This is a genomic window from Prosthecochloris sp., from assembly GCA_015482705.2.
Taxonomy (GTDB): Bacteria; Bacteroidota; Chlorobiia; order Chlorobiales; family Chlorobiaceae; genus Prosthecochloris.
Genome location: JADMLA020000018.1, coordinates 21012 through 46516, shown reverse-complemented (window position 1 = coordinate 46516; position 25505 = coordinate 21012). Strand labels below are relative to the sequence as shown.

Genomic DNA, 25505 nt, shown 5'->3' with positions numbered 1-25505 from the left:
TTTTTTTGCGTCCATTGTTAAAAAGACAATAATATAGCAAACTAACCAAGTTTAGCGAATCATACCGAATCGTTCTCCGGCTACGGTTATGAAAACAATTTCTGCACCATTTCCAGCACTGCGTTTGCTCATAACCGTCTGCACAGGAATAATTGCCGGAGTATGGTGTTCTTTTTCAGTGTATTTCTGGATTGTCTTCTCCCTCATCTCTTTGCTCTGCCTTTTCTATTCGCTGGTTTCAAAACCGAGACGTCAGGGAGAAGAACACCGTGTATCGTTTTCCGCTGTCATAGCCTACAGTTTTTTTGTCTTCAGCGGCTTTGCTGCATACTCGGACTATGCATTCAGATATGTTGCCTCGGATACCATTATGAGCCAACTTGGCAGGAAAGTACTGCTTTATGGGAAAATTGTGTCCAGGCCGCAAAGATATGAGAACGGAGCTCAATGGATTTTCGATGTTCATGAGGTTTTTTCTGATGGTGAAACCCGAAACGCTTCAGGGAAAATCAAGGTGTTTCTCAAGCTCGATGAAGGTGAAGCGGCGGATATCGAAGCAGGGGACATGGTGAGAATCAAAGGTTCTCCGGTACGGATTCCAGGTGCAGACAATCCCGGTGATTTCGATGCTCATGATCATTACTGGAAACGGGGTGTTCATGCTGAACTTTTCTGTCCAGGGCCGTGGATGATACGTAATTACGGTATCGATGAGCGTGATTTTTTTGAAACTACTCTTGTGCGTCCCGTCAGAAGATACATTTCCGGAAGCATCGATGTTCTTGTTCCCCCGGGACATGAACGGCAGTTCCTGAAAGGTATATTTCTCGGGCAAAGAGAACTGGTCGACAGGGAGGTGTATCGTCGATTCCAGGCTGCCGGGACAGCACATGTGCTTGCAGTTTCAGGTCTGCATGTGGGGTTGATCGTTGTTGCGATGCTTGTGCTGCTGCAAAGGTTCAGAAGTTCCCCTGCCGGTCGATGGATGGTATTTCTCTTCATCGCACTTGTATTACTTGTTTACTGCTCGGTAACGGGAAACGCTCCTTCGGTCAGCAGAGCATCGATTATGGCTGTTGTTCTGATAGGCGGTTCGGCAGCAGGGCGCCGCTCTTTTCCCCTGAACTCACTTGCTGCAGCGGACCTTGTCATTCTGTCGCTCGATCCTCTGGAACTGTTCAGTGCGGGATTCCTGATGACCAATACAGCGGTTGTGTCCATTATTTTGCTTTACCCGGTACTCAGTCGGTTTTCGGCAAGCTGGAACGGTATCAAACGGGTTGTTTTCAGACCGGTATGGAATGCATTCAGTGTGAGCCTTGCAGCAGTAATAGGTGTGGCACCGGTTATTGCCTGGTTTTTCGGGACCTTTTCTCTTGCCGGGCTTCTTGCTAATCTGCCGGTGGTTTTCCTGGTGAGCTGTATGCTGTATGCAATGCTGCCGGCTTTTGTCTTGAATCTCGTGCTACCGGGTTTAGCGATATATCCAGCATCGAGTGCCTGGTTCTTTGCGAAAACCACGCTCGGTGTAACGGAATTTTTCGGTTCACAGTTCTGGGCTGTTATGCAGACACGCCCGGATGTATTCGGTATCACTGTTTACTATGTGACTATTCTTGCTTCACTGTATTTCCTGCACCGTCAAAAACCTGCTTTTGTCCTGACCGTTTTACTCTGCGCTGCGAACTACGTTGTCTGGACACCGGTTTTTCGGACAGGAAGCCCTCCTCATCTTGCTGCGGTTACAGTCGGGAAAAACGTCGCTTTGCTTTGTTCGGCTTCGGGTTCGTCGATTCTGCTCGATGCAGGATCGAAGCTGTATCATCAGAATGCAATCAACCGGCAGATGCATCGCTCTGGAATTGAAAAACTCGATGCAGCCGTACAGTTTTCATCGCAAGATTCGCTTGTCGCGGCCATCGATGCTTCACACCATATGTTATCCAGTGACAAGTGCCTTTCTCTGGCGGATTTTGTGATTGCCCGGCCACATATGAATCTCCTGAAACTATGGGTAAGTGACGGATCATCGATTCTTTTCGCAAAGAACATCGATACGCTCTTGCGTCTTGAGAACGCCTCCCCGGATATGGTCATAGTCAAGTTGAATCGTTTTGGGATTGAAGAGTATCTCGGGCTTGAAAGATGGCTTGATACAGTTCGGCCTTCCGAGTGCATTGCTTTGTCTTCCTTCCGGCTGAATGAGAGCGAGCAGGGATTGCTGAGATATTTGGATGAAAAACATGATGAGGTGAAGGTCTATTGAACAAGTGTTATTGCCTTGAATAAGAATGATAAACCTGAAACAATCGATTGTTTTGCTTGATTTTTTCGTCAGTTATGGCTAAACTGCGACATACTGCTGAAACAGAAAGAAGGCGAAAGCTATAAAATCAGGGCTCCTCTATGTATTGTCATGAGCGGTTCAAGTGCATGGTGTGCGAAGCACAGCTGCTGAATTGTCCCGATTTATCGGGATCGATCAAGCGCTTGAATCGTGGATAAATAAAGAGAGGAGCCCTTTTGCGTCATGGTTTCATCAAGTCTTGATCGAGCTCTGTAACAGAGCTTATTGTTTTTCATCAGTACCCCAGTGTTGCCCGACAGCGCCGAATTCCATTGATCCGTTAAGGATTCGGCGAAGAGCATTATCCGTCTCTGGTCCGGCAAATGATTACAACGGTTGGTCGTTCGGGCTGGAACAGTGACTAATCGCCTGGTATTGTCAAAAAGGCAGTTCAACTGGCGGAGCTTTGTTCCCCGTGGCTGGACGCCACGTAGTCGTTCTTATGTAACAGGATTACTCACAGTAACCAAGAAAGAAGGAGGGGACGTATGAGGGAAGATAATTATCCCGCGATTGAAAATCTTCAGAAACATCCGGGTTATGTGTCTGCGAAATGTTCTCAAAATGGTCAAGCCGAGGTGTTTTGTCTGCGAACCGGAGAAAGGACCGAGGTTGCTCCTCCTGTTGCAGACTGGTATTTGAGAAAAGAGCCTATTGTTCAGTCAGACGGTTATTTTTCACCGCAAAATGGTTTTGACGACAGCCATTTTTACAGGGTTCCCGAAGTTTCCACTTGCAGAGTATCGGATGCACTGGCCTCTGATGAAATCGGTGGATTGAAAGCAAAACAAGGAAACTGTATCAAGGTTGTTCCGGTTTCCGGGGACGTTACTCTTCTACACAATACATCACTTTTACATGAAATAGCCTCTGCTGATTGTCAGATGAAAGACAACCCCATGATGGCTTTGGGTCGTTTGTATGCCCAGGCCTACGATTTTCTTGTGCAGGATGAGTCCTATAGGGACGTATATGTGAAGTTGAAGGGAGCGTATGGTGATTTTGTCGAAGAAGACGACTATATGGCTTTTATCTGTGATCTGGAGACCATGGGATTTTTGGAAAAATGCCTTTTATCCCGTCTTTCAGAGGAAAACCTGGCTCGCTTGAAGAGTAGAGCGAGGGTGTGGGATCTCAATATAGCACGTATTCAGAACTTGTTGACCTATACGGAACTTCCTTTGTATACGTTGCTCGAGCTGACCTATGAATGCAACCTTGCTTGCGAAATCTGCTATACGAACCATCTTTCTCAAAAGGTGAATGTCTTGTCGGATGAGCGGTTTCTCACCGAGGTTCTGCAACCCGTTATCGATTCCGGGGTGAGCTACGTGACTATTTTGGGTGGTGAACCGTTGCAGAAGCCGGAATTGTTATACGAGGCTGTCCGGAGGTTGCGCAAAAACAACGTGTACGTGAAGGTGATAACGAATGGTACGCTGATCGGTAAAGAGGAGGCCTCCATGCTGGCCGAGGCCGGGGTTAACAAGATCGAGGTGAGTTTTGACGGTTTTTCTCTGGAAAAAGACAACGCTATACGTGTCGTCAAAGAAGGATGTTCAAAAATGAATGTTCATCTGGTGGCTAAGGAAGCCATTGCATATTTGAAACAGGCGGGTATTCCCCAAGTTGGCGTGTCGGTAACAGTGAATACGCACAATTACGATGAGGTCATGAACGACATGGTTACCTTTGTAAAGGAGACTTCGGTCAATAAAATCTACTTTTCCGTCTACTACTCGGACAAGCCAGAGGAAAGTGACTTGGAAATCAACCCGGACCAGAAAAAACACTTGCTGGAAAAGTGTAATGAATGGACTAATTTTCTTTCATCTGAAATCTATGATTTCGAAGCGGTTGTATTGGGTTCCGATACAGCATGGAGGTGTTCATGCGGTCGTTCGAGTGTTGTCGTGAATCCTTTCGGGGTATTGCGAACATGCCCGTTCACAAGCAATACGGACGATCGTTTGGAGTATAGAAATCCTGAAAGTTTTAGAGATATATGGTCCAACTCGGATTTGTTCTGGACGATTAGGGGACTACCGAGACATGAATGCTCGACGAGGCTGTATAGAGATACCGGTTCATATCAGAGGAGTTGATGATGCCTTTAGTATTATTGTGGGTAAGAAAAACAGGAGAAGGGTTTGTATTGGTTTTCAGGTGATACGAGCTGAGCAGCATCTTTTTTCGAAGATCGTTGATCGAAAGTATTGCCAATCGGAGAGGGATCCTGCTATAATGGTGATTGCCGATGATCGAAGGATATGATGGTGCTATGATTAAACTTGTCGCGTTGGATATAGATCATACATTGACTGATGCGTATGGTGTTATACCTCGAGACGCTGTATCCGAGATACAGCGGGTTCAAGCAGAGGGAGTGCATGTTGCCCTTATTTCCGGACGGCCACCTCAAGGCATAGACGAAGTGGCTCGATTATTCCCGAAAGGGGTGTATCGAGCCAGTTATTTTGGGGCGGTCATACATGATGAATGCCAGCAGGAGTTGAGAAGACTTTCTCTCGATGTCGATGTCGCTTTCGATCTTGCCAGGTTTGCGGATCAACGGCGTTTGAGTCTTACGATTATTCGGGATGATGTCGAATATCATACACAGAATGAAGTGAGAAAAAGTTTTACCCCTCGTGTCAGCATTGAACATGCGATGCAGGTTGTCGATTCCGAAAAACCGCCTGTACTGATGGCTGCCAATGGAGCCGATGAAGCGTCTGCGCTTTACCATTACTGTCTTGAAAAACATGGAGCTTCAGTATCTCTTATGAGACATCTCGATACCGACGAAAGCTATATTTCCGCATTGGTCGTTCACCCCGAAGCTGAAAAAGGGAATGCGCTTCATCTGATATGCCGGTCAATGTCGATAGAGATATCTGAAGTCATGGCTATTGGCGACAGTGAGAGCGATATGAACATGCTGAAACATGCCGGGATTGGCGTTGCGGTACAAAACGCTCGAAAGTCTGTACGGGAAACAGCGAAATATACCTCTCCTTTGCCTTACGGCGATGGTGTTCGATGGGCATTGGAGAATCTGCTGAACTAACCGTTTACGTGGTAGTTGAAAAATAAAACACAGGAGGTCGATATGTTCGAGTTACCTGAGTTTATGACCTTGGCCAGGCAGATGAATGATTCGTTTAAAGCCAAGACGGTTCAAAAGGGACAGCTTGGTAACAGTCCCCATAAGTTTGTCTGGTACAACAGGACCCATGAGGAATTCGACCGGTTGACGAAAGGAAAAATCGTAGGGAAAGCTTATGCAAGAGGAAAGTGGCTGTTCATTCCCCTCGAGCCAGACTATGTATTACTGCTTGGTGAATGCGGGGGCAAAATGTTGTTTCATCCTTCCGGAGCGAAGGTTCCGAAAAAGTACCATCTGTATATCACTTTTGACGATGATTCTTTTTTTACAGTGACCACTCAGATGTGGGGGGGGATGGAACTGTACGAAAAAGGTGAAGAGCGGAACAGTAAGTATATCAGGGGAATGAGAACGACTCCAATGGAGCCGGAGTTTACCTTTGGGTATTTCTCTGCATTGATCGATGAGCTTATCGATGGAAAGAAGCGGAGTGCCAAAGCACTGTTGACACAAGACCAGATCATCCCCGGACTGGGTAATGCGATTGCCCAAGACATTCTTTTCAGCGCCCATCTTGATCCAAGGCATTTGATTGCTGATTTTACTGTAGACCAGAGGCAAGATTTATTCCATGCAATAACCGATACGTTTGTTGAGGTTACAGAGATGGGAGGACGGTATGATGAATATGATCTCTACAACAATCCGGGAGGTTATATTCGCAAAATGGATAAGAATGCGGTTGGCCATCCTTGTCCTGAATGTGGGGCTACGATAGAGAAGTTTCAATACCTCGGTGGAGCCTGTTATGTTTGTCCGAACTGTCAGAAATGAAGTTTTGAGGCAGATGTGAAAGTGTATCTTTTGTTTCGTTATGATTGGAAATATTTTTTCTCCTTTGCCAGAAGACGTGTCGCAGGAAGTTGTTGAAGACCTGGTCCGGTCTTCGAATGTTCGTATCGAGAGGATTGTTTCATATGGTCATTCTTCACCTGAAACAGGCTGGTATGACCAGGGTGAATCCGAATGGGTGATCGTTCTTGATGGATCGGGAACTCTTTTATTCGAGAATGGAATGGAGATCGCTCTGCGTGTGGGGGATCATATCAATATTCCTGCACATACGAGGCATAGGGTACTCAGGACCGATAAAGACAGGCCGACTGTCTGGCTGGCGGTTTTCTATACATAAACGTTTTTGAGCTGAATTCATTGTTCACTCTCGATCAATGAAAGCTGATTGTCGATGTTGAACCCGGAGTCCTCGATGATTTTTTTTACTTCGGGAGAGCAGTTGGCGGGTTTGAGCTTGTGTAGAACCCGTGCGATCGTGAATATCTTTCCCTCGATCGGCAGGAATTTGTTGATCACGATGATGTTGTCACTTCTCAAGCGGCAGTCACCACCAAGAAAATTTCCTTTTTCGTATCGTACCTTGTAACCATTGTCCATGACGGTTTTTTCCAGGAGCTCCAGTTTCTTTGTTTTCTTCATGTTGCATGCTCCTCTTACTGTGGTGATTGTCGTGAACAGAGGTATTTGATAATCGGGGCAGCATGAAGGGCCTGGATTATTTCCCCCTCTTCGACAAGGGCTTTCAGCTCCTGAATCGTCACTGGGTGTACCGTTATCTCTTCGGTCTCGTCGAGCTGTTGTGTCGAGATTTGGGTGACACCGGTTGCCAGGAACGTGTGAGTGATATTTGTCTGCAAGGCAGGGTTTGCTGACAGTTCCATCCATTTTACCCAGATTCCGCCACCATACCCTGTTTCTTCGAGTAGCTCCCGCTTTGCTGCTTCGAGCAGAGATTCACCCGGCTTGTCATGAACTCCTGCGGGTAATTCAAACGAAACCTTTCCAATACCGTGGCGATACTGTCGGATCAACACAATATCGTCGTTCTGTGTTATTGCTATAATGTTCAGCCAGGGAGGGTATTCCCAGATGTAAAAGTCATCGATATTTTTTCCGTTCGGAAGCCTTACCGAATCCTTCCGCATCGTCAACCACGGTTCTTTATGCAGGTAGTGAGACTCGATCACTTCCCATGGTTCCGGGTCGGTATGTTTTTTCATTGTCATCGATTACCCGCGCATTCTTGGGTCGAGTGCATCACGAACGCCGTCCCCGATCAGATTGAAGCACACGACGGTTGTTAAAATTGCAACACCGGGAAAGGTTGAAATCCACCAGTGGTTGAGCAAGCTGTCGCGTCCCTCGTTGATAATGTTGCCCCAGCTTGGAGTTGGAGGTTGGACGCCGAGGCCGAGGAAGGAAAGCCCAGCCTCGGTCAGGATGATACTTCCGATTCGCAGCGTTGCCGCTACAATTACCGGTGTGAGAGTATTGGGGACGAGGTGCCGAAAGATAATTCGCAAGTTTGAAAGACCGAGCGATTTTGCGGCAAGAATGAATTCCTGTTCTTTGAGTGAAAGGACTTGGCTTCTAACGATTCGGGCGACGCCCATCCATCCTGTAAAAGAAAGTGTGATCACTATCAGGAAAATGGAGTTCCCGAAGGTCGCAATGATGATGAGGATCAGGAACAGAGCAGGAAATGCTATCAAAATATCGACTATACGCATGAGTGTGTTGTCGACAATTCCTCCAAAATATCCTGATGAGACGCCGACAATAGTACCGAGGGTAACGGAAATCAAGACGACCAGAAAACCTATCGATAACGAGATTCTCGATCCGTAAATTACCCTGCTCAATATGTCTCTTCCATACTGGTCTGTCCCTAGTAAAAAGGAGCGTGTGACGATGAAGCCGGGTTTACCGCCAGTGTATTCTTTGCCTCCTGCAAGCGCTTCGATAGGTATACTTTTTTCTCTTGGCCCTTGCTGATAAAAGATACTTTCACCCTCGAACCGGTAGCTATCGATGAATCGCAGTTTATGAGGTTCGTTACGGGTTTTCAGCACCTGAAAATCACCTATAAGGGTATTGGTGAGCCTTTCTTCCAGACTGTTTCCCTTGCGCAATGGAATGGTTACACCTTTTTTTTCTTCCAGTACAAGCGCATCAATACTGGCCAGTGGCGGTTTGTAAGCGGTAACGAGAAAGTCCTGCTGTTCAAACGGATTGAACGGTGAAACAAGCGGAGCTAAAAACGCGGTTGAATAAAGGATGAAGACTACGACCGATGCCTGGAGGGCGATGGTGTGTTTCTTGAAAGATTGCCAACCGATTTCGCGGAGGCTGAGCTCTGCGTCGATACGATTCTGTGCGGCAAGAACTTTTCTCAATGTTCGGTTGGAGAAGAATGCAAGAGTCAGAGGCACAAGGATGACATAAAGTGAAGCTACCCAGAATTCAAGCATTTCAACGGTAACAACCTGCCGGAAATTTTCCTGTGAAACCGCCAGAAGAGAAAGACCGGTAAAGAACGAGTGCAAACTGATGAAGACGAGCTCATAGCGCCATAGAAAGACAACAAGAAAAACGATTGTGGAGACGAGAAAAAAAAGTCCCGAGCCGATCTTTTGCATACGGAGAAGACCTAATCCCGGTACGAGTTGATCGAGTAATGGAAGCTGCTTTTTTGGAGGTGTTTTTTTCACAGGCTTTACTGGCTTTATGCTTTACAACTTCAATATTGACTTTTTCCGCCTTTGAAAATGTTTTTTTTCCACAAAAAAAGCTGCTTTTTATCCAAAAAGCAGCTTTTTGTCACTGTTTGCAATAAGAAAGTTGTTTTACTCGGCAACTTTTTCTTCTGCACTTTCTTCGGCTTCTGTTTCAGTCGTTCCTGTATCGATCTTCGGTGCGAGAATTGAAACAACCGGAGTTTCAGGATCGCCGATTATCTCAAACTTGCCGCTGTAGGTTTCAGCCGGAATTTCGTTGATGTGCATTGTCTGACCGAGTTCCAAACCTGAAATGTCGATAGTCAGGTGTTGCGGAATATTTGAAGGTGTGCCTTTGACTACCAGTGCATGCTGGATAATCTGCATTTTTCCACCGGCAACAACACCTGGAGACTCTCCGGTAAAGCTTGTCGGCACCTCCATTTCAAGAACTTCTCCTGCAGAGAAAAACTGAAAATCGGCGTGTATGACCCTGTCGGTGACCTGATCGAACTGGACATCCTTTAAAAAAGAACGTTTGGATTTGCCATCGGGAAACGTCAGATCGACGATGTGTGACTCCGAAGAGTGCACCAGTTTGTCGAGAGAGAGTTCATTGACACAAACATGAACGGTTTCTTCACCTTTATGGTAAACAACCGCAGGAACCTTCCCTGCTTTACGTAATTTTTTTACTTCGTTTTTGTTACAAGTACGAGGTTCTACATTGAGTACTATACTTTCCATGCTATTCCTTGATCTCTTTTATCGCTTGAGTATGATTGTTGGTGATTTTTGAAATATTTTTGCTGTCGAACAGGCAACTGACCGAATCGTCACCCGAAATTCGTTTGATGGCTTCGCCGAACAGGTTGCTCACTGTCACGGTTTCGAGTTTTGGTGATGGGTCGTGACCGGTTACGACGGAATCGGTGATAATGACTTTTTCAAGTACGGAACCGTTGATGCGGTCGATAGCCGGACCGGAAAGAATGCCGTGCGTAGCTGCAGCGAACACCTTCCTGCCACCGGCATCGTGTATTGCTTTCGCGGCATTGACCAGAGTGCCGGCCGTATCGATCATATCGTCGACCAAAAGGACATCTTTGCCTTTTACATCACCGATGATGTTCATGACTTCAGCAACATTTGCTTTTGGGCGCCGTTTGTCAACGATGACCAGGTCGGTTCCAAGGGCTTCCGCAAAAGCTCTTGCCAATTTGACACCGCCGACATCGGGTGAGGCAACGACGAGATTGCCGTTGAGGTTCATATTCAGAATATGGTCGATAAGAACTACACTCGAGTAAAGGTGATCGAACGGGATATCGAAAAAGCCCTGAATCTGTGCTGCATGCAAGTCCATGGTGAGTATGCGGTTCGCGCCGGCTACCGTCAGCAGATTTGCTACGAGTTTCGCGGTGATCGCTACTCTTGGCCGGTCTTTGCGATCCTGTCTCGCATAACCATAGTAAGGGATCACGGCGGTAATTCTTGCTGCCGATGAGCGCCTGGCGGCATCGATCATGATCAGCAATTCCATCAGATTGTCAGCCGGAGGATTGGTCGACTGTATAATGAACAGATCGGAGCCTCTTATAGACTCGAAGTAGTTGACCGAGATTTCTCCGTCTGAAAAATTCTCTACCTTTGCGTTGCAAAGGGACGTACCGAGATACTCGGCAATTTTTTCGGCCAAAGCTGTATTGCTTCGTCCCGCAAAAATTTTAATCGGATTTGCCATGGCTCCCTGCTTTTTCAAATGAAACAGATTATATTAAGGCTGTGTTTGAGTTCCTCCCTGCGATTCAAAACGCGTGCCGTGGACCTTTCAGAAAACCTCAATGCCGACGAATATAATAAAAATTGGCAGAACTTTAACAATGAAGATACACGAGATACAAGCACACCTTGAACGTTATTTTGACAAGGTTGAGCTTGTCGGTAGTAGTAGCATCACTATTGACGGACCGGCTAAAATAGAAAGTGCTGTAAAAGGAACGGTGAGCTTTGTCGCCAATGAAAAGTATACCAGGTTCATAGAATCGACCAATGCCTCCTTACTTATTGTCGGTGAGCAAACGCCAACTGAACAATATAGCGACAGCCTGAATTTCCTGAAAGTAAAAGATCCTTATACCGCGTTTGTTTTTGTGCTCCAGATGTTTTCAGCGCCACGGGTGGTCGCTTCCAGTGGGGTTTCTCCTTCTGCGGTTATCGGAGAGAATGTCATGCTGGGGAAAAACGTTTCTATCGGAGAGCATGTGGTTGTCGGTGATCACTGCATCATTGGGGATAATACGGTAGTTGGACCCAATACCGTTCTTATGGAGCGTGTGGTTACCGGTCGGGATTGCATGCTTTATCCCAATGTTATCTGCTACGACGGAACCATTCTTGGTGACCGTGTTACGATACACAGTGGTACGGTTCTCGGAGCTGACGGATTTGGGTTTGCTCCCCAGCCGGATGGAGGGTACATCAAGATTCCCCAGATGGGTATTGTCGAAATACACGACGATGTTGAAGTAGGGGCGAACAATACTGTTGATCGAGCGACCATGGGGAGTACGGTTATCGAAAAGGGAGTGAAGATAGACAATCTTGTACAGATCGCTCATAATTGCAGAATAGGAGAGAATACGGTTATTGCTTCGCAGGCGGGGATTTCAGGAAGCGTGATCATTGGTAAGCATTGCATGATAGGCGGGCAGGCTGGATTTGCCGGTCATCTTTCCCTGCCCGATAAAACTCATGTGGCAGCGAAAGCAGGTGTATCGAAGTCCCTGCGGAAAAGCGCGCAAACATTGAGGGGAATACCGGCTCAACCTATTCGTGATCAACTTCGCCAGGAGGCTTTGCTGAGAAGCCTCGACAAAATGAAGAGGAAGCTCGATGCGCTCGAGGAGGAAGTGAGGGAGATGAAGGAAGGTAAAGGTCAAATGGCAGAAGCCAAAAATACGTGAGTCGTCCTGAAAAGAGTTGAAACTAAAGGGAGGGGGGCGACAACTCAACGAATAACGGTTTAGTTACTTTCTTTTTCTTTTGACTTCAGTTGCTCATATGCAGCAGAAAGTCATTCGAGGGTACTGTTCAGATTCCAGTTGTAGGGTAGGTATTCAATCGTCAGGTTTCCCTGATTAGAGGTAAGGAACTCAGCGGACTCATCGTCGGTATAGCGTGCAAGATAGTTAAGCAGTTCTTCTTTATTTTTCCCGAAATCATGTTCGTACCATTTGAATATCTCTGAAAGACGAGCGGTATTTCTCTCTCTGTCTGTTTCAAGGCCTCCTCGATTGATGAAGCTTCTTGTTGCTATATCGAGCTGTTCGTCGATGTATTCCGGATCGTAGAATTCTATGGGTGGACAGGAGCTCGATGCGCAGACAAGTGCAAAGTGGATTCTCGGATCGAATGTTTCAACCATGAACGCAAGTCGCGAATCAAAAGGCGAGAACGGCCGAAGCGGGAATGCGGGATGTGGACGGTTTTTTCGGAGGATACCGTGTTCTATGTCGTCTGGAGTGAATAAGGTTTTACCGATGGTATAACCTATTCTTCCGAAAAAGTTGATGATCTCGAGAACCGAGTTTCTGATGTCGAATTCAATGACACCATGGATGATGAGGATGTTGTAGATATTGATCCAGAAAGCTTTTTTTTCGTTATCACTTCCGAGTGATTCAGGACTGAACGATCTGAGGCTTGCGGCAAGCTGCAGGTACTCACGGAATCGTTCCGATTGTTTCATGGCTCGATAGTTGACTCTTCCCATGCTGACGTTGAAGTAGGCCCCCTGCATCCGGCCGAGAAGTTGTTTGAGGCGGGCTGCAATTTCGGCATCGGTTGCAGCTATTGTTTGCGGACCGTCGTTCAATATTGTCTGAAACGGTATGAGTTTGCGTAGTCTGTCGACAAGTGTCGTTTGGACTTCTTTTTCCAATGAGCGTCCACGTGAGCTCAGAATGGCCACAACGGCATTGATATAGCCTATATGGCTGAACGCCTGGGGGAAATTGCCGAGCATTTCATTGGTTTTGCTGTCGAATTCTTCTGAAAAGAGCCCAAGGTGGTTGGCCGAGCGCCGGGTTTCTTTCATTAGTTTCTCGGCTTCTTCTACCCTGTTCGAGCGGGCAAGGCATTCGATAAGCCAGAAATTGCAGAGAACGAATTCCCCATCTTTTCCCTTGAGTCCGTCATCGGTTTTATAACGGCTCATGAATCCATTGTGCATCAGCTCAGCAATGCAAGCATTGATTGTACCCTGCACACGTTCATCTTCTATGGGAAGAAAATTGACCAAAGGTAACAGGAGTAGGCAAGCATCGAGCTCTTGAGATCCATAGCGCTGAACAAAACTTTGCTTGTTTTTGTCGAAGCCTTTCTCAAGGATGTCTTTTTTGATGGCCTCCCTTTCTTTTATCCAGTTGTGTACGGGAGCTTCGAATCCATATCGTTTTGCGATAATGATACCTCTATCGAGAGCGACCCAGCACATGACCTTGGAGTAAACGAAGTGGTAAGGACCGTTTCTGACTTCCCAGATGCCTTCATCGGGTTTTTGCCAGTTTTTAATAGCCATGTTACAGATGTCACAGAAAAAGGGCCACAATTCTTCATCTATTTTTCCTGCATAATCGGATAGCCTGAGTGCCGCATCCATAACTTCTCCATAAATGTCCCACTGGTTTTGTCTGTGTGCGAGGTTGCCGATGCGAACCGGTTTTGAGTTTTTGTAGCCTTTCAGATGGTCGAGTTCTTTTTCCCGCAGCGTTTCTTCACCACGGATTGAATACATGATCTGTATGTTCTCACTTTCGTGCCGACGGTACGTTGAATGGAGCCAGTGGATAAAACTGTCGGCTTCCATGATGTGCCCGAGTGAGAAAAGAGCCTTGAGGGTGAATGACGCATCACGAAGCCAGGTAAAGCGGTAGTCCCAGTTGCGTTCTCCGCCGATTGTTTCGGGAAGCGATGTTGTCGCTGCCGCGGCAATGGCTCCTGTAGGGTGGAATGTGAGGAGTTTGAGGGCCAAAAGAGAGCGGTTGACAAGAGCTGTATACTCACCGAGAAATGCGCAATGCTCACCCAGGCAGTTATGCAGCCAGTTCTTCCAAAAATCGATGTTTTCCTGCAGCCTGCAGGAAGGAGGACCTGTTTGGGTATAATCACCGTATATCAGGACAAAACTTGCGTTTTCTTTTCCGGAAAGAGAAAAATCGATCACGACGCTCCCAATGCCGCACTCCTGAAGGATGCTTTCCTGAAGGGAATGAGTGAGCGTAAGAGGGTGTTCATGACTCTGTGCCTTTATTGTATTTCCCTGGCAGGTTATTGCCGGTAGGGTACTTGCATAGTTCGGTCTCGGAACAAAAACAAGCCGGAACTCGATGCTGCCTTTTCGCATTTCGAGACAGCGGTCTATCCGGTGTTCTTTCGAGGTAACCAGGTGCTCGGTTTCTACAGGGATGAAGTCATAAAGAACAGCTTCTCCGGTATCGGTAGTGAATTTACAGACAAGCACGTTTGTGTCGTCAACATATGATTGTGATGAGGTGAAGGTTCCTTTCGGCCGAATACTGAAGTAGCCGCCTTTTTCATCATCCAGGAGGGAGGCGAATATTGTTGGAGAGTCGAGGGACGGCATGGAACAGTAGTCGATCGAGCCGTTTTTGGAGACCAGGGCTGCTGAGTGCATGTCGCCTATGAGTCCGTATTCAGAAATGTCCAGGTACATGTTTTTAGGCTGCTTGTTTGAGGAGTATGTCTGCAATGAGGATGTATGATCAAGCACATGGGGTTACCCTTAAAATACGCAAAAAAGTTCAAAGGTTTTCTCGTGCCTTTTTTTAAGCCAGATTTAAGTTTGTATTCAGGATGGTTTAAGGGAAGCACCCGTACATTTTTAATGGTGAGTGCCTCTATCAGAGCAATAAAGAGGAGCGTTGGCGATCGAAAGAAGTATCCATAATTATTTTCTGGAAGAATAATCATGATGAAAAAAGGATTGTTGACCATGTTATTGTCCATGACAGCAGCGACAGTACACGCGGAATATATCGGACCCCGCAAAAGCTTTCCGAAGCCGATTACCGTAGCGGAAGCAAAACAGTTGAACGATGACGCAAGACTCACTCTCGAAGGATTCATTACCGGCCACCTGCGGGGTGATCACTATCTATTTCGTGACGACACTGGAGAAATAAGCGTTGAAATTGAAGATGAGGTCTGGAAAGGAATCGAAATAGGTGCTGATACCAACGTCATATTGTACGGTGAGTTGGAGCACGAATTCGGATCACTCGAGGTTGAGGTTGACCGTTTGGAAGTGGTGAAAACCGGTTCTCGGCGGTAAGTGGCTTGAATATTCAGCACGTAAAAGTAAGGTAAACGTATATTCAAAGGAGGACCCGCTATGAATACGACAGTGAAAAACATTGCTACCCCTTTGGTCGCCGGGGCGTTTATTATATCGGCTTCGACCGGACTGATGATCTTTTTCGATTTTGAGCCTGGTATCGTTGAACCTGTTCACGAATGGATGAGCTGGGTTCTGGTGAGCGGTGCGTTACTGCATGTCCTGGTAAACTGGAGAGCGTTCAAAGGCTATTTGCAGAGAGTAACAGGGAAGGCGTTTATCGTTGGCGCGGCTTCAATTGCATTGCTGTCGCTGTATCCCTGGGTTGAAGAAGGTGAAGACGGAAGAAAAAAAGCGGTCAAGTCGCTGGAAAAAGCCTCGCTCGTGTCGGTTTCAGGTGTTCTTGACACCGATGTCGAACAGATGCTTGCGAAGCTTTCCGGCAATGGTGTCGAGGTTATGGGTCCTGAAAGTACGCTGGAAGAGATAGCGGTCCAGAACGATATTGAAAAGAAAGAGCTTTTCGGAATTATTTTCGAGTGAAAAAAAGTTATGCGGATTCTCATTATCGAAGATGAACCGGGGATCGTCGGCTTTCTCAAGGAGGGGCTCGAAGAAGAGTACTTTGCTGTCGATGTCGCCGACAACGGTCGTGAAGGTCTCGCAATGGCGCTGAGCAACGACTATGACCTGCTTCTCGTCGACTGGCTTCTCCCCGGTCTCAGCGGTATCGAAATATGTCGGCGGTTCCGAAAGGAAGATACCGAGGTTCCGGTTATTTTTCTTACCGCAAAAGACACCGTCGATGACGTGATTTTCGGGCTGGAAGCAGGAGCGAGCGATTACATAAAAAAGCCTTTTGCATTTGAAGAACTGCTTGCGAGAATACGTGTACAATTGAGAACACCACTTTCAAAGAGTGCTCCATTGCATGCAGGGGGAGTGGAGATGGATCTTGCAGCCCACAGGATTGCATACAACGGCTCGGAACTTTTTCTGACTCCGAAAGAGTTCGCCCTGCTTGAATACCTGTTGCGAAACAAGGGGTGTGTCTGTACCCGGAGCCGTATCATCGAACATGTATGGGACATTCACTTCGATGCGGATACATCGGTCATCGATGTCTATATCAACTTTTTGAGAAAAAAGCTCGATAAGGGAGGCTGTACCGATCTTATTGAAACAGTGCGGGGTGTTGGATATGTCATCCGTGAAAAATGAAGAGAATGGGCAATGGCGTAAAGGGAAAAAAGGTTTGGCGTTACGGCAGGGAAATCAGTATTCGCGACAGGGTGGCGGGCCTGTATCTCATGGTGACCGCATCGTTGCTCGTCATGGTATTTGTTCTCGTGTACGTGCTGGTCGAGCATCATGTCTACAGCCATATCGATGAAGAACTCGAGGAAGTGGCTGACAAGTTTGTCGGATGCCTTCGGGTAACCGAATGTGGATTGGCGGTTGAAGACCAGACCGAGTGGATGGAACGTTCACTGATCACCGTCGACTTTTCTCCAAAATTCGTTCAGGTTGTCGCTGCGGGAAATTCGTCCGGGATCGTAAAAAAATCGTTCAATCTTTTCAGCGATACGCTTCAGTACAATCCGGTTCTCGACAGAGTAGCTTTTTATAACGCAACCATTGTCGATGCTTCGGTCCGGCAGGTTCAGGTTCCTGTCTTTCATGGTGATAAGTCCCCTGTCGTGGCATGGGTTCTGGCGGCTGTTCCTCTCGAGGAGTCGCTCTTCATCCTCTCCGATTTGCGGACGGTGCTGTTGGTTTCCCTGCTTGCGATGCTGTTGATCGTCTTTGCCGCCACCCGTTTTATTGCGGGAAAGAGTATCGCTCCACTTGAAAAGGTTATTGAAACGGCAGAAAAGATAACTCAGGAAAATCTTGACGAACGTATTGTTCTCCCGCAAAGGAGGGATGAACTTTATCGTCTTGCATCGACCATAAACGACTTACTCAACAGACTGCAGGCGGTTTACACCAGAGAAAAGCAGTTCACAGCCGATGCTTCTCATGAGCTGAAAACCCCTCTTGCGTCGGTGTTGGGAACACTCGAGGTTCTGATAAGAAAGCCTCGTAATCCGGTCCACTATGAGGAGCGGATCGATTTCTGTATCGATGAACTGAGACGCATGTCCGGGATGGTGGAACAACTACTGCTCCTGGCACGCTACGATAGTGCTTCCTTTGTGCCCGAAGTCACTGTTTTTGATGCCCGGCAGACGGTTATGAATGTTTTGAAAAGGGTGGATGAACAGGTGAAGGAGAAAGAGCTGCAGGTGGTTTTCGAAAACACTGGGAACACAATGGTTCAAGCGGATGCATCCATGCTTGAAATCATGATTGGCAATGTTGTTTCCAATGCTGTCAAGTTTTCCGGTAAAGGCGAACCAGTGGCCATTGTCATCGAAAGGAAAAACTCTTGGGTTATCTGTTCGGTGAAGGATAGGGGGCCGGGAATATCTGCGGAAAAAGTCGATCGCATTTTCGAGCGTTTCTATCGGGTTGACGAATCAAGAAATGCAACAATAAACGGAACGGGTCTCGGTCTTGCCATTGTGAAAAAACTTGGGGATTTGCAACAAATTACGGTGAGATTGTCGAGTAGGAAAAATAAGGGTACAACGGTGACTCTCGAGATTCCGGCTGCCTGAGTTCAATAGCCCATGGACTCTCTCCTAACACAGAGAGTCTCCCCCATACGTTTAGACGGAGATGCACATGCTGGATTCATTGCTGATACGACGTGTCCTGCCGCTGCTGGTTTCTTTTATTACGCTGGTTGTCATGGCGGCTTTGCTCGACTTTTTCCTGCATGTCGCAGGCTTGGTCTGGGTCGGCCGCTACCTTGGGATAACAGGCACGCTTTTTCTGGTGTTCTCTTTTGCGTATTCTGCCCGAAAACAGAAGGTTGTTCGTTCAGGGCCGATGGGAGCGTTTCTCAGGTTTCACTGCAGAAGCGGGTGGATTGGCACTCTGATGCTTCTTGTACACTCTGGGATACATTTCAATGCATTGTTACCGTGGGCTACGACACTGTTCATGTTGATCGTCACTGTTAGTGGTCATATAGGGCAGTACATTTACCGGAAAGCGAAAGATGAACTAAGGCTCAAGGGAGGAGAGGATATCCTTTACTGGGATTCTCTCGCCATCAATGCTTTGGGACAGTGGCGGAAGATACATATGCCGCTTGTTTCTCTGTTTCTCGGACTTGCTCTCATGCATATCCTTTCAATTATGTTTTTCTGGAACTGGAGATAGGCGTCATGAAACAACTCTATATTTTTTTTCTCATTTTCAGCCTTTTGCTTGTTGCGGTTGTGCTGTGGCCGGGTTTTCTCATCAACCCAGGTCCGCTTTCTCCACAGCATGACACGCTTCGCGGGCAATGCCTCGGCTGCCATACCCCATTCTTTGGGACACCCTCGTCGAAATGCAGTTCCTGTCACACGCCGGGAGAGATCGGTTTGAAGGGCGTTTCAGGGCAAGAGCTTGCCGAAGGACCTGATTCAACGATCGCTTTGTTACACGAAGAGCTTGCAAGTTTATCATGTATCACGTGTCATAACGATCATAGTCTGCCCGGGAAGGGACCTCTTATGGCACGTATGGATCATGGTGCAATGACTGCGGAGCGGCAAAATAATTGTAAAGCCTGTCATGCTCCTGACATGCCGGATGATGTGCTTCACAGGCAAACGGGGGCGGGCTGTGGGCAGTGTCACGATACGAATCGCTGGGAGCACGTAACATTCGATCATGAGAAATGGCTGCTTGCGGATCTGGGGCGTTCAGGGAGTTGCGTCGGTTGTCATATAACGGATCGTCCTCGTGACCTGCTGCACAGGGATGCGGGCGATGCCTGCATTGACTGTCATACTACAACCGCCTGGCAACCGGTGAATTTCGATCATGAGAAATGGTTCAGATTTGACCGTTCTCATCCTGCAAGGTGCGGTACCTGTCACGATAACCCCGAAAATTATAGGCAATATTCCTGCTATGGATGCCACGAGCATACGAGGCGCGATATTGCAAGAGAGCACAGGGAGGAAGGTATTGGGGAATTCAGTAATTGCGTCGAGTGTCACCGGAGCGGTAGCGAGGAAGAAGCGGAACAACTATGGAAGAAAAAGAGAAGTGGTTACTCCTCTTCCGATTGATCGAGTATCATGAATGACGATACCATGCCAAATTCATCAGTTATAAGAAAGTCACGCCGTCCCGTGAAATAGATGTTCGGATTTCAAAGTGATGCAATGGTCATACTGTTGTCGATTGTACGATGGACTTCCCGTGTAAGACCCTTGAAACAGTTGTTTTAGATTTCACGGGTTTTACACGGGGATGACTCGAAATAGAGAACTCGAAAGGAAATTCTACATTCTCAGCTCGCCGGTTTCTGCCTGGTCGATGAGATTATCGTTCGCATAGATGAGAACCTCGACACGACGGTTCAGGCGGCGGCCTGAGGCTGTTTCGTTCGACGCAACAGGGCGTGTCTCACCGAAACCGACGGTTGAAATACGAAAAGAGCTTACATTGTAGGCGCGAAGAAGAGACGCGACAGATTCCGCGCGTTTTTCAGAAAGCTGCTGATTGTATGATTCACTACCCTGTGAATCGGTGTGACCTTCGACAACGATGTTGGTATCGTCATATTTGTTCAGAATATTTGCCAGCTTCTGAATATTGTATCTGCTGGTGGACGTGAGCGTCGAAGAGCCGGTTGTAAACAAGAGGCCTGTATCGAACACAACCCTGATTCCTTCGCCGACACGTTCTACCATAGCACCTTCAACCTGATTGTCGATTTCTTCTGCCTGGGCATCCATATAATCCCCGATAAGAGCGCCTGCAGCGCCGCCGATCACAGCTCCTAGAAGAGCCCCTTTGCCCCAACTTCCTGTCTGACTACCGATAATACCGCCGAGAACAGCACCTGATGCCGCTCCAATACCTGCGCCTCTGCCTGCACCAGTGGTGGTGGTACATCCCCATGTAGCTGTAGACATGGCAAGAATCAGAACAAGAGCAAGAGGTTTTGTTAGTTGTGTTACTTGTCTCATCGCTTTTTCGAAATTAAATGTTAAAAAAACAAGGATGAATGTTCTGATGGCTCCCATCAGTCATGTAGAGAAAGTTATAATACAATAGTAGTATGAAATAGTCTAAAAAATTCCCTGTTTTTCATGAGCAATACTATTAACTGCTGCGTGTAAGGGGGACAGTGCCGTCATGGTGCTTTAGCGCGGAATTTTACGTAGTGTGTGGGTGTTCTTTTTTCAAACGACCGCTACTTTTCAACAACAAATCAAAGACGATGCTTCAAGCAAAGGAAGAATGGAAAGCTGCCGCAGAATCAAGGCTTCCTCCTCCTGAGGAAATAGTGCAGAGGAATCGTGCCATTACGTCTCATTATGCTCGCTTGTATCTCGATCATCATGATATTTTTAAATGGGCTGGAATGGCAGCATTCGCTTCGAGCCAGGTTGGCATCGCTCTTGCCTTTGTAGAAATGATGCAGACACCAGCGAGAATCATGGCCCATGATACGGATAAAACGCAAGAAAGCGATGCAAACAATGTTCTCGAGGAAATAGGCAGACTTTTCGCCGGAGCTGCGAGGATATTCTTTTTTTTTCCGTTTTCAGTCTATGATTTTGCGTCACGGAATATTCTCCTGAACGATCTGGAAGAAATCCGAAAAGGCAACAACGCCATTTACAATGATATTGCCTGGGCGCACATGGCATATCTGGATGGAGGGCTTGAAGAGGTCGAGAACAATGTGGCTGAAAATGAGCATGAATTTTTGCTTTCCGGCTTTCGACTGATCGATCAAGGGGTGGGTCTCATGAAGTCGAACAAAGGTTCCGGCAAGGCCGATGCACTGATCAGGGAAGGCAACATTCGACTGCTCAAGCATGAGCAGATCAATACGCTTGGTCCTATCTTCAAGGCGATAAGTCCTCAGGGGCGTGTTGTTGTCTCGTTCGGCAGCGAACTGAATTTTGGAGATGCAGCTCCTCCCGGTAACCCGTCAAGAGCCTCTTTTGCCGACCATTTCGGTTACCTTGACATTGTAGTGGGGAATAAAAGTGTGACCAATTCCGAACATCGCTGGCAATGGATCGAAGAATGTGTTCTCCCTGCCTGGTACGCGGTCGATGAAGGTTTTTCCAAATGGGAAGGTACGGCAAGGCGTTTCAGATACATGGCAAAAAGATGAGCTGGAATAGTCTCGGTTATCAGGAACCCGGACGGTAAAGAACTCAGTTTTTTTCGCGAGTTATCAGCCAGTAAGAAACTCCGAGTCCCAGCACGACTGCAGCTATTCCAAGTAGGTAGTCAGAGGTCAGCTTGTCAAGATCGAGAATAATTACTTTTCGGGAGATGGCCATCAAAGCCGTTGCAACAACCAGTTTAACCGGAACGATGTTTGTGCCGAGATAAAGACGGATATTGATGAAAATTTCAATCGCAATGAGGACGGCAAGAAAGGCTCCGAAAGTTTCCAGAAGATCGTTGATGTTGAGTAAGAGAAATGGCGCCTCACTCAGACGTGTGTACAGTACAAAAACAACATCGCCGATTCCCCAGATGATGACCAGTACCATTAAAACTGCAAGAGCTTTGACGGCAAACCGAATGATTCTATGCAGGAATCCTATCAAAGGGTCTTCATGAGCGAACGGAAGTTCCTCGTGATAGGCTATGAATGGAAGGCTTTGGTGTTCTTTTTTGTTTTTGTTCTCTTCCATACGTTCTCTCAGCTTATGCAGCCAGAATGTCCTGGCCATGTTTGGCCACCCAAAGGTTTTTCGGGTGCGCTAACGGGAGCTTAGCGCGTCCACCGGATCGAGCATCGCTGCTTTGTATGCAGGAAATATACCAAAAGAAATGCCGATACCGCTACACACTGCGATTGAAATGAGGATCCAGGTTACAGGAAATATTGGCGGTATATTGAACGCTATCGCTACGATATTGCCGGCGCTCGCTCCTATGAGAATTCCGATCAAGCCGCCCGTCAGCGAAAGAAAAAGTGCTTCGAGCAGGAATTGGCGCATAATGCTTTTTCTTGGAGCCCCGATCGATTTTCTGATACCGATTTCCCTCGTTCTTTCAGTGACACTGACCAGCATGATGTTCATGATGCCGACACCCGCTGTTACAAGAGCCATAAAGCTGATTATAAAGGCACCTATACTTATTGTTCGCTGAAATTCACGGAAAGAGTCAACCAATGCCTCGTTTGTGCGTAGTTCGAAATTGTTCGGCTTTTCAACGGTCAACCCTCTCGCTACCCGCATGGCGCCGATAGCTCTGTCTATGGTTGCCTGGTACTCTTTTTGGGAGGAGGCTTCTATTGTGATACTGATACTTCTTTTAACGTTTATATGAGCGAGATAACGGGTAATGGGGATGATGACCAGGTTGTCCTGGCTTTCACCGAATGCCGCACCTTTTTTCGTAAAGACGCCTACAATTCGGCAAACTTTTCCGTTGACCTTGATTGATTTTCCTACCGGATTTTCTCCTGTAGGAAAAAGGGTGTTCAGAAGATCGTGCCCGATAAGAGCTACATTTCTCGAGTACAGTATATCGTTTTCGATAAGGTTTCTGCCGGTTTCGATATCGAAGCCATTCGCCGATGCAAAATTTACATCGGCTCCGAAAAGAGTGACGTCCGGATTTGTCGAGAGGCTTTCATAGGTCGCCAGATTACCTGACGAGAAAACCTGTATTCCGATATTTTTCGCTTTTCCTCTCATAAGCTTCTTGAAAGCAAGTCCTTCGTTGTAGGTTATATCGGGCCGGTTGACGAATCTGTTTCGGCCGTGTCCACCAAAAAACGTTGCCGGATACTTCTGGATTTCAAACGTATTGGAGCCGAGGCTGGATAACCCGCTAGCAACCGAACGGTCTACTGCTTGCAATGCAGTCATCACCGCGATAATGGAGAAAACCCCGACCGCCACCCCCATGGTCGTCAGCCAGGAACGAAGCTTGTTGGCCTGTAGAGAGTAGGTTGCCTGTAGGATGGTTTCTCGCAGTTTCATGAAGGTAAGTCAAAGGTAACATGGCAAAAGTCAAAACACGAAAGTCCCTGTGTACGATACAATTCAAAAACTCAGCATTTCACTCTCCTGTTTACTCGTAACGCAATGAATCAGCGGGATCGAGTCTGGAGGCGGTTATGGCAGGAGCAAGACCTGAAAAAATGCCGGTCAAAACAGACACAAAAAGACTGATCAGTACCAGCAGTAAAGAAAAACGAATCGGAAACTCTGGCAGCACTTTCTCGATTCCAAGAGTGATCGAAATGGCTATAACGAGTCCGACGATTCCTCCTAAGAGGCAGATGGTGACCGATTCGATCAGAAACTGAAGCAGTATCGTTCTTCTCCTTGCCCCCAGTGCTTTTCTCAGCCCGATTTCCCTTGTTCGTTCTTTGACGCTCACAAAGGTAATATTCATAATGCCGATCGCTCCAACAAAAAGAGACATTCCGGTTATGAAAATACCTGTAACTGCGATACCGTTTTTGATAGGATCCAACTGGTTTTTAAACGCTTTTTGCTCATTGATGGAAAAGTCATCCTGCTTTTCCGGAGGGAGTCTTCTGATCCTTCGCATAATACCTCTAATCTCTTCCTTCGCATCGGCAACTCTCGCTTTTTCTCTTATTTTTATCCGCAAGGTGACGTATCTGCTGCTTCCGTATACTTTTTTGAAGGCAGGTAGAGGGATGATGATCTGGTTGTCAAAGCTGAAAAGGCCGAGGAATTTTCCCTGTTTTTTAAAGGTTCCGATAACGCGGAACTTCTGGTTCTTCAGTCGGAGTGTCTTACCGAGTACCGGTTCGTTTGGAAAGAGCCCGCTTGCAATATCGTCACCGATGACACAGACCATCGCTCCACTTTCCGATTCATGGGGAAGGAAAAATCTACCTTGAGACAAATCGCCTGAGGCGGTTCTGAGGTATTCCGCGTTTGTGCCAAGTGCAAAGACCTGCTGCAGATTTCTGTCCTTGTAACTTGCCGAGGCCCTGTACGTTGACATTTGAGGAACTGCTATTTCAAGCATGGAGTCGGGAGTATCGGCAATGATGCGATTAACCTGTTGGGTATACTCCGTTTTGAGGTCGGGCCGATTTCTGTAGCGCCACCATTGCCCCATCGTGCCCCATGAACCTTTCTGTACATAGACGACATCATAACCAAGCATGGAGAGGCTTTTCTCGAAACCCGCATCGATTCCGCTGATCGCCGTTCCCATCATGGTTATGGAAACAATGCCGATAATGACACCGAGAGCGGTGAGAAACGACCTCGTTTTGTTGCTTCTTATCTGGTCGGCAGCCATCAGCAGGCTTTCGTATGTTTCCTGGCCAAAGCTATTCATCAGCTCTCAATGACTCTTGTCGCTTTCGATTCTGCCATCGCGCAATCTAACGATACGTCGGCAATGGCTGGCGATATCTTCTTCATGCGTTATGAGGATGATAGTGTTGCCTGCCTTGGACAGTTCACTGAATATTCCCATAATATCCCGGCTTGTCGTGGTGTCGAGATTACCTGTCGGTTCGTCGGCGAGAATCAATGAAGGGTTGTTGATCAAGGCCCTTGCGATCGCCACTCTCTGTATCTGGCCGCCTGAAAGTTCCGAGGGTTTGTGGGTTATCCTGTCGCCAAGGCCCACTTTTTGCAGCGCTTCGAGCGCACGTGCCGATCGTTCTTCCGCATCGATTCCGGCATAGATGAGCGGAAGCTCGACATTTCTCAGGCAATTGAGGCGAGGCAGCAGGTTGAACGTCTGAAAAACAAAGCCGACTTCCTGGTTCCTGATTCGGGCAAGTTCATCGTCATCGAGTTCCGCTACATTCTTTCCGTTGAGCTCATAGGTGCCTGATGATGGAGTGTCGAGGCAACCAATGATGTTCATCAGGGTTGACTTTCCGCTACCCGATGGTCCCATTATGGCGACATATTCACTTCGTTGAAACGAAATATTGATGTTGTCGAGAGCCTTCACCTGCTGGTTTCCCATTTCGTAAAACCTGCAGACAGCTTGCATGTTGATGACGGTATCGGTCATGGG

The 25505-nt window shown here is 47.2% G+C and carries 24 protein-coding genes; 13 read left to right on the top strand and 11 right to left on the bottom strand.

Annotated features, from left to right (window positions below):
* The first annotated feature begins 88 nt into the window (after window positions 1-88).
* The 5 genes from QZ209_RS03275 (at window position 89) to QZ209_RS03255 (ending at window position 6648) form a co-directional block, all read left to right on the top strand.
* Window positions 89-2266, top strand: coding sequence for a ComEC/Rec2 family competence protein (locus QZ209_RS03275; protein ID WP_294344652.1), 2178 nt, complete (start codon window positions 89-91; stop codon window positions 2264-2266).
* A gap of 569 nt (window positions 2267-2835) precedes the next feature.
* Window positions 2836-4452, top strand: a complete 1617-nt coding sequence (locus QZ209_RS03270; RefSeq protein ID WP_294344650.1) for a radical SAM protein — start codon at window positions 2836-2838, stop codon at window positions 4450-4452.
* Window positions 4453-4628: 176 nt separating this feature from the next.
* A complete protein-coding gene (locus QZ209_RS03265) occupies window positions 4629-5417 on the top strand; it encodes an HAD-IIB family hydrolase (protein ID WP_294344648.1) in 789 nt (262 codons plus the stop codon).
* A gap of 42 nt (window positions 5418-5459) precedes the next feature.
* Window positions 5460-6290 (top strand): DNA-formamidopyrimidine glycosylase family protein, encoded by an 831-nt coding sequence (locus tag QZ209_RS03260; protein WP_294344646.1) that lies wholly within the window; start codon window positions 5460-5462, stop codon window positions 6288-6290.
* A 40-nt stretch (window positions 6291-6330) separates the two neighbouring features.
* On the top strand, window positions 6331-6648 hold the full coding sequence (locus tag QZ209_RS03255; RefSeq protein WP_294344644.1) for a cupin domain-containing protein: 318 nt from the start codon (window positions 6331-6333) through the stop codon (window positions 6646-6648).
* A 17-nt stretch (window positions 6649-6665) separates the two neighbouring features.
* Here the strand turns inward: QZ209_RS03255 and QZ209_RS03250 are convergent, their stop codons facing one another.
* The 5 genes from QZ209_RS03250 to QZ209_RS03230 all read right to left on the bottom strand — a co-directional run bounded on the left by QZ209_RS03250 (window position 6666) and on the right by QZ209_RS03230 (window position 10772).
* On the bottom strand, window positions 6666-6950 hold the full coding sequence (locus tag QZ209_RS03250) for a hypothetical protein (protein ID WP_294344643.1): 285 nt from the start codon (window positions 6948-6950) through the stop codon (window positions 6666-6668).
* A gap of 14 nt (window positions 6951-6964) precedes the next feature.
* Entirely contained in the window at window positions 6965-7537 is a 573-nt protein-coding gene (locus tag QZ209_RS03245) for an NUDIX hydrolase (protein ID WP_294344641.1), read from the bottom strand.
* 3 nt (window positions 7538-7540) lie between these two features.
* A complete protein-coding gene (locus tag QZ209_RS03240) occupies window positions 7541-8950 on the bottom strand; it encodes an ABC transporter permease (RefSeq protein ID WP_294344719.1) in 1410 nt (469 codons plus the stop codon).
* 207 nt (window positions 8951-9157) lie between these two features.
* Entirely contained in the window at window positions 9158-9775 is a 618-nt protein-coding gene (locus QZ209_RS03235) for a 50S ribosomal protein L25/general stress protein Ctc (RefSeq protein ID WP_294344639.1), read from the bottom strand.
* Window position 9776: 1 nt separating this feature from the next.
* A complete protein-coding gene (locus QZ209_RS03230) occupies window positions 9777-10772 on the bottom strand; it encodes a ribose-phosphate pyrophosphokinase (RefSeq protein WP_294344638.1) in 996 nt (331 codons plus the stop codon).
* A gap of 139 nt (window positions 10773-10911) precedes the next feature.
* Between QZ209_RS03230 and lpxD the strand changes: the two genes are divergently transcribed.
* Complete coding sequence (gene lpxD / locus QZ209_RS03225) at window positions 10912-11994, top strand: UDP-3-O-(3-hydroxymyristoyl)glucosamine N-acyltransferase (RefSeq protein WP_294344636.1); 1083 nt, start codon at window positions 10912-10914, stop codon at window positions 11992-11994.
* 110 nt (window positions 11995-12104) lie between these two features.
* Here lpxD and QZ209_RS03220 read toward each other — a convergent pair whose 3' ends face one another.
* Window positions 12105-14765, bottom strand: coding sequence for a glycoside hydrolase family 15 protein (locus QZ209_RS03220; protein WP_294344634.1), 2661 nt, complete (start codon window positions 14763-14765; stop codon window positions 12105-12107).
* A 255-nt stretch (window positions 14766-15020) separates the two neighbouring features.
* Here QZ209_RS03220 and QZ209_RS03215 point away from each other — a divergent pair, with 255 nt between their 5' ends.
* The 6 genes from QZ209_RS03215 (at window position 15021) to QZ209_RS03190 (ending at window position 19561) form a co-directional block, all read left to right on the top strand.
* On the top strand, window positions 15021-15383 hold the full coding sequence (locus QZ209_RS03215) for a NirD/YgiW/YdeI family stress tolerance protein (protein ID WP_294344632.1): 363 nt from the start codon (window positions 15021-15023) through the stop codon (window positions 15381-15383).
* Window positions 15384-15443: 60 nt separating this feature from the next.
* Window positions 15444-15929: a DUF4405 domain-containing protein gene (locus QZ209_RS03210; protein WP_294344630.1), complete on the top strand. Its 486-nt coding sequence runs from the start codon at window positions 15444-15446 to the stop codon at window positions 15927-15929.
* A 9-nt stretch (window positions 15930-15938) separates the two neighbouring features.
* Window positions 15939-16607, top strand: coding sequence for a response regulator transcription factor (locus tag QZ209_RS03205; protein WP_294344629.1), 669 nt, complete (start codon window positions 15939-15941; stop codon window positions 16605-16607).
* 5 nt (window positions 16608-16612) lie between these two features.
* The gene (locus QZ209_RS03200; protein WP_294344627.1) at window positions 16613-18049 is read left to right on the top strand and encodes a HAMP domain-containing sensor histidine kinase; all 1437 of its coding nucleotides are present in this window, start codon (window positions 16613-16615) and stop codon (window positions 18047-18049) included.
* A 67-nt stretch (window positions 18050-18116) separates the two neighbouring features.
* The gene (locus tag QZ209_RS03195; RefSeq protein ID WP_294344625.1) at window positions 18117-18659 is read left to right on the top strand and encodes a hypothetical protein; all 543 of its coding nucleotides are present in this window, start codon (window positions 18117-18119) and stop codon (window positions 18657-18659) included.
* A gap of 5 nt (window positions 18660-18664) precedes the next feature.
* Window positions 18665-19561: a hypothetical protein gene (locus QZ209_RS03190; RefSeq protein WP_294344624.1), complete on the top strand. Its 897-nt coding sequence runs from the start codon at window positions 18665-18667 to the stop codon at window positions 19559-19561.
* A 216-nt stretch (window positions 19562-19777) separates the two neighbouring features.
* On the opposite strand, the gene QZ209_RS03185 is transcribed toward QZ209_RS03190, so the two are convergent.
* The gene (locus tag QZ209_RS03185; protein ID WP_294344622.1) at window positions 19778-20467 is read right to left on the bottom strand and encodes an OmpA family protein; all 690 of its coding nucleotides are present in this window, start codon (window positions 20465-20467) and stop codon (window positions 19778-19780) included.
* A 254-nt stretch (window positions 20468-20721) separates the two neighbouring features.
* Here QZ209_RS03185 and QZ209_RS03180 point away from each other — a divergent pair, with 254 nt between their 5' ends.
* Window positions 20722-21630, top strand: coding sequence for a hypothetical protein (locus QZ209_RS03180; protein WP_294344620.1), 909 nt, complete (start codon window positions 20722-20724; stop codon window positions 21628-21630).
* 43 nt (window positions 21631-21673) lie between these two features.
* Here the strand turns inward: QZ209_RS03180 and QZ209_RS03175 are convergent, their stop codons facing one another.
* From QZ209_RS03175 to QZ209_RS03160, 4 genes are all read right to left on the bottom strand, one after another.
* Window positions 21674-22162: a phosphate-starvation-inducible PsiE family protein gene (locus QZ209_RS03175; RefSeq protein ID WP_294344619.1), complete on the bottom strand. Its 489-nt coding sequence runs from the start codon at window positions 22160-22162 to the stop codon at window positions 21674-21676.
* A 69-nt stretch (window positions 22163-22231) separates the two neighbouring features.
* On the bottom strand, window positions 22232-23464 hold the full coding sequence (locus QZ209_RS03170; RefSeq protein WP_294344615.1) for an ABC transporter permease: 1233 nt from the start codon (window positions 23462-23464) through the stop codon (window positions 22232-22234).
* Window positions 23465-23555: 91 nt separating this feature from the next.
* Complete coding sequence (locus tag QZ209_RS03165; RefSeq protein ID WP_294344614.1) at window positions 23556-24809, bottom strand: ABC transporter permease; 1254 nt, start codon at window positions 24807-24809, stop codon at window positions 23556-23558.
* A 6-nt stretch (window positions 24810-24815) separates the two neighbouring features.
* Window positions 24816-25502: an ABC transporter ATP-binding protein gene (locus QZ209_RS03160; protein WP_294344612.1), complete on the bottom strand. Its 687-nt coding sequence runs from the start codon at window positions 25500-25502 to the stop codon at window positions 24816-24818.
* Between the last annotated feature and the right edge of the window lie 3 nt (window positions 25503-25505).

What these genes read in the sequence shown, in the direction of transcription:
- QZ209_RS03275 (WP_294344652.1), top strand. Translation starts at nt 89, where the DNA reads ATGAAAACAATTTCTGCACCATTTCCAGCACTGCGTTTGCTCATAACC.
- QZ209_RS03270 (WP_294344650.1), top strand. Translation starts at nt 2,836, where the DNA reads ATGAGGGAAGATAATTATCCCGCGATTGAAAATCTTCAGAAACATCCG.
- QZ209_RS03265 (WP_294344648.1), top strand. Translation starts at nt 4,629, where the DNA reads ATGATTAAACTTGTCGCGTTGGATATAGATCATACATTGACTGATGCG.
- QZ209_RS03260 (WP_294344646.1), top strand. Translation starts at nt 5,460, where the DNA reads ATGTTCGAGTTACCTGAGTTTATGACCTTGGCCAGGCAGATGAATGAT.
- QZ209_RS03255 (WP_294344644.1), top strand. Translation starts at nt 6,331, where the DNA reads ATGATTGGAAATATTTTTTCTCCTTTGCCAGAAGACGTGTCGCAGGAA.
- QZ209_RS03250 (WP_294344643.1), bottom strand. Translation starts at nt 6,950, where the DNA reads ATGAAGAAAACAAAGAAACTGGAGCTCCTGGAAAAAACCGTCATGGAC.
- QZ209_RS03245 (WP_294344641.1), bottom strand. Translation starts at nt 7,537, where the DNA reads ATGACAATGAAAAAACATACCGACCCGGAACCATGGGAAGTGATCGAG.
- QZ209_RS03240 (WP_294344719.1), bottom strand. Translation starts at nt 8,950, where the DNA reads ATGCAAAAGATCGGCTCGGGACTTTTTTTTCTCGTCTCCACAATCGTT.
- QZ209_RS03235 (WP_294344639.1), bottom strand. Translation starts at nt 9,775, where the DNA reads ATGGAAAGTATAGTACTCAATGTAGAACCTCGTACTTGTAACAAAAAC.
- QZ209_RS03230 (WP_294344638.1), bottom strand. Translation starts at nt 10,772, where the DNA reads ATGGCAAATCCGATTAAAATTTTTGCGGGACGAAGCAATACAGCTTTG.
- lpxD (WP_294344636.1), top strand. Translation starts at nt 10,912, where the DNA reads ATGAAGATACACGAGATACAAGCACACCTTGAACGTTATTTTGACAAG.
- QZ209_RS03220 (WP_294344634.1), bottom strand. Translation starts at nt 14,765, where the DNA reads ATGTACCTGGACATTTCTGAATACGGACTCATAGGCGACATGCACTCA.
- QZ209_RS03215 (WP_294344632.1), top strand. Translation starts at nt 15,021, where the DNA reads ATGATGAAAAAAGGATTGTTGACCATGTTATTGTCCATGACAGCAGCG.
- QZ209_RS03210 (WP_294344630.1), top strand. Translation starts at nt 15,444, where the DNA reads ATGAATACGACAGTGAAAAACATTGCTACCCCTTTGGTCGCCGGGGCG.
- QZ209_RS03205 (WP_294344629.1), top strand. Translation starts at nt 15,939, where the DNA reads ATGCGGATTCTCATTATCGAAGATGAACCGGGGATCGTCGGCTTTCTC.
- QZ209_RS03200 (WP_294344627.1), top strand. Translation starts at nt 16,613, where the DNA reads ATGGGCAATGGCGTAAAGGGAAAAAAGGTTTGGCGTTACGGCAGGGAA.
- QZ209_RS03195 (WP_294344625.1), top strand. Translation starts at nt 18,117, where the DNA reads ATGCTGGATTCATTGCTGATACGACGTGTCCTGCCGCTGCTGGTTTCT.
- QZ209_RS03190 (WP_294344624.1), top strand. Translation starts at nt 18,665, where the DNA reads ATGAAACAACTCTATATTTTTTTTCTCATTTTCAGCCTTTTGCTTGTT.
- QZ209_RS03185 (WP_294344622.1), bottom strand. Translation starts at nt 20,467, where the DNA reads ATGAGACAAGTAACACAACTAACAAAACCTCTTGCTCTTGTTCTGATT.
- QZ209_RS03180 (WP_294344620.1), top strand. Translation starts at nt 20,722, where the DNA reads ATGCTTCAAGCAAAGGAAGAATGGAAAGCTGCCGCAGAATCAAGGCTT.
- QZ209_RS03175 (WP_294344619.1), bottom strand. Translation starts at nt 22,162, where the DNA reads ATGGAAGAGAACAAAAACAAAAAAGAACACCAAAGCCTTCCATTCATA.
- QZ209_RS03170 (WP_294344615.1), bottom strand. Translation starts at nt 23,464, where the DNA reads ATGAAACTGCGAGAAACCATCCTACAGGCAACCTACTCTCTACAGGCC.
- QZ209_RS03165 (WP_294344614.1), bottom strand. Translation starts at nt 24,809, where the DNA reads ATGAATAGCTTTGGCCAGGAAACATACGAAAGCCTGCTGATGGCTGCC.
- QZ209_RS03160 (WP_294344612.1), bottom strand. Translation starts at nt 25,502, where the DNA reads ATGACCGATACCGTCATCAACATGCAAGCTGTCTGCAGGTTTTACGAA.